The following is a 3,012-nucleotide window of genomic DNA, read 5'->3' as shown; positions in this document are numbered from 1 at the left end:
GTATTCATAACGTGTCTACAGGCGTTGAACCCTCGTAAATTGGCAAAGGTATTGTTAATAGGAACAATATCTAAGAGGTTGTTTGAAAAGTCGTTGGCTGTGATTTTAATTGCATTCTTACCCCCCTTATAAAGCAGGGGAAAAAAGAAATCTAGTTCCCTCCCCTTTGCAAGGGGAGGGTTAGGGTGGGGTAAAAAATATTTGATACCGACAAGAAGACTTTGCAACTTTTATGTTTTAAAGTAGAAAGTAGTTTGATTGAAAGTATTTGTTAAGACCAATGAGAGTTTTAGGGTTAGTCCTGCCAGTCCTGTTGCTACTAGGCAGTCCTACGATAGCAGTTGAGCTTAAAGGGCAAAATATTGATGGTCAAAAGCTTCCTGCTAGAGCTTATTACTATGCAACCGGTGGGGTCTACAAAGTTCAGGTGCGCTTTCATAAGAAACGAGCCACAATTTATTTTGACGACGGCAACCAAATAACCATACAGTTAAACCAGCAAGCGATCGCTGATTCAAAGAATATTGAAGGTTTTGGAAAACTAGGGCAATATCCTCTAAATAGGATATTCAGTGTTGGATTGGTGTATGAAAATAATTGGCTCGGCAGCAGTGATAATCAATTTCAACAGTCTAATCCGCTAGACGGGTTGTGGAAAATTAGTTTAGAGTGAATACTCAAAATTGTAGGTTGGGTGGAGGCTTTGCCAAAGCCAACATCCTGATATATGTTGGGTTGCGCTCCGCTCCAACCAACCTACGTCTAATGCAGTAAGCACTTCAGTGCTTAAAAATCCAGGACTAAAGTCCTTACTACGAACTTGCTTACCCATCAATTAAAACTTGACAGACTAATAGTAGCCGACTTCGATCGCAACAATCAGATAGAAACTAGTTTCTCGAAACAGCTAATCTATTTTCATTTAGAACATGAATAGATTTACCAACGATCGCCAAAATCAGAATCAGCGAGTTTTGGCACGATCGCTATTAAAAAATATATATCATTGAAGGAGGCATCAATGCAATTACAACAAACACCAGTATTAGAAGAAACACTCTGGCAAGCTGTTCTCAATCGAGATTACACAATAGACGGCAAGTTTTTCTATGGTGTTCGCTCTACAGGCATTTATTGCCGACCTATTTGCCCTAGTCGCAGACCAAATCGCAATCAAGTTTGTTTCTTTCAGTCGGTAGAAGAGGCTAAAATTGCAGGTTTTCGACCTTGTAAGCGTTGTCAGCCAGAAGCTGAAATAGTTCCAAATAAAGCGAAAGTCTTAGCAGTATGTAGATATATTGAAGCACAAGTTGACCACATTCCAACCCTGTCGGAATTATGCTCTCAGGTGGCAATGAGTCCCAGTTATCTGCAAAGAATATTCAAGCAAATAATTGGCGTATCCCCTTTTCAATATGCAGATGCGCTGCGTAGCCAACGATTAAAACAGCGTTTACAGTCAGGAGAGGAAATTACCCATGCAGTTTATGATACGGGGTATGGTTCAAGTAGTCAACTTTATGAGAAAGCACCTAAGCAACTGGGAATGACACCAAAGACTTACCAACAAGCTGGAAAGACAATCAACATTGTTTATGCGATCGCTCCATGTCCACTAGGATATTTGCTGGTGGCAACAACACAGAAGGGTATCTGCGCCGTAAAATTAGGTGATGAAGCAGACAAGCTTGAACATATCTTAAACCAAGAATTTCACCAAGCGCAGATTGTGCGTGACGATCGCACACACAAGGAATGGATACAAGCAATCCTCGACTTTATTGCCGGAAATGCAACCCATATCGATTTACCACTTGATGTCCGTGGGACAGCATTTCAGAAACAGGTTTGGCAAGCATTACAAAAAATTCCCTACAGTGAAACACGTACATATACTGATATTGCCTGTGATATTGACAAACCCCAAGCAGTCCGCGCGGTAGGTAATGCTTGTGGTGCTAATCCGATCGCGCTGATTGTACCGTGTCATCGTGTGCTGCGGAGCGATGGCAGTCTTGGTGGTTATCACTGGGGAATTGAGCGCAAACAAAAACTGCTTACACAAGAATCGAAATTTCTCAAACATGACTCAAACACCTAAACTAGAATCGTTGACTGAAGAAAGCTTGAGCCGTGGTTTAATGGTGCTTGCCAATCTTGACAGCGATTTGGCTCGGATTTTAGAAACACTGGGGACTCCACCGATATGGTCAAGAGAACCGGGTTTTGCAACGCTTCTGTGCATAATTCTGGAACAACAAGTTTCTGTAGCGGCTGCAAGGGCTGTATTTAGCCGATTATCTGGGGTTATTGTCACTCTGACACCAGAAAATTTTCTGACATTGGATGATGTTCAATTAAAAGGAATTGGATTCAGTCGGCAAAAGATTTTATACTGTCGTGGATTGGCTCAGTCTATCGCAACTGGTCAGCTTGATTTAACCAAGCTGGAAACAATGGAAGAAGCTGCGATCAGAACTGAGTTAAAGCGTCTCAAAGGTATCGGAGATTGGACAGTTGATATTTATTTGTTAATGGCGTTGCAACGTCCTGATGTCTTTCCTAAAGGTGATTTAGCGATCGCGATCGCTTTCCAAAAACTCAAAAACTTGGCGACGCGCCCAACACCAGCACAACTAGAAGAAATAACACAACACTGGCGACCGTGGCGGGCTGTTGCAGCAAGACTTCTATGGCATTACTACTTAGGACTTACCAATTCTCCCTAAACTTGCACTTAATTAGGACTTACGCACAAATAACGGAAAACGAACCACAGAGGACACAGAGTTCACGGAGAAATGAGAGTTTAGGAGGGTTTTTGCGTAAGTCCTGTTAATAATTGCTTCTTCTCCCTTCCTTAATGGCGATGCCTACGGTGGTCACTGAGCGCAGCCGAAGTGTTGGCTACGCCTACGCATTTGTTGATTCGGGGTTCGCATTTGTTAATTCGGGGTTCGCCCATCTTCCATAAACTGGATTGAGTAGACAGATCAACTGTGGTTAGGCGAT

At 42.4% G+C, this 3,012-nt stretch carries 3 protein-coding genes; all 3 read left to right on the top strand.

The genetic code is table 11. From position 1 onward, the window contains the following. Window positions 1–280: 280 nt before the first annotated feature. The 3 genes from HWQ37_RS00240 (at window position 281) to HWQ37_RS00230 (ending at window position 2,729) form a co-directional block, all read left to right on the top strand. Complete coding sequence (locus tag HWQ37_RS00240; RefSeq protein ID WP_292742539.1) at window positions 281–673, top strand: hypothetical protein; 393 nt, start codon at window positions 281–283, stop codon at window positions 671–673. Window positions 674–1,021: 348 nt separating this feature from the next. After that, window positions 1,022–2,101, top strand: coding sequence for a bifunctional DNA-binding transcriptional regulator/O6-methylguanine-DNA methyltransferase Ada (gene ada, locus HWQ37_RS00235; protein WP_292742538.1), 1,080 nt, complete (start codon window positions 1,022–1,024; stop codon window positions 2,099–2,101). After that, window positions 2,085–2,729, top strand: a complete 645-nt coding sequence (locus tag HWQ37_RS00230; RefSeq protein WP_292742537.1) for a DNA-3-methyladenine glycosylase family protein — start codon at window positions 2,085–2,087, stop codon at window positions 2,727–2,729. The genes ada and HWQ37_RS00230 overlap by 17 nt, the downstream gene beginning before the upstream one ends. Window positions 2,730–3,012: the final 283 nt, after the last annotated feature.

The sequence above is a fragment of the Nostoc sp. NMS4 genome (assembly GCF_017115095.1).
Lineage (GTDB): Bacteria > Cyanobacteriota > Cyanobacteriia > Cyanobacteriales > Nostocaceae > Nostoc.
The sequence above is the reverse complement of the archived record's forward strand: the minus strand, read 5'-3'. Positions and strand labels throughout refer to the sequence as shown.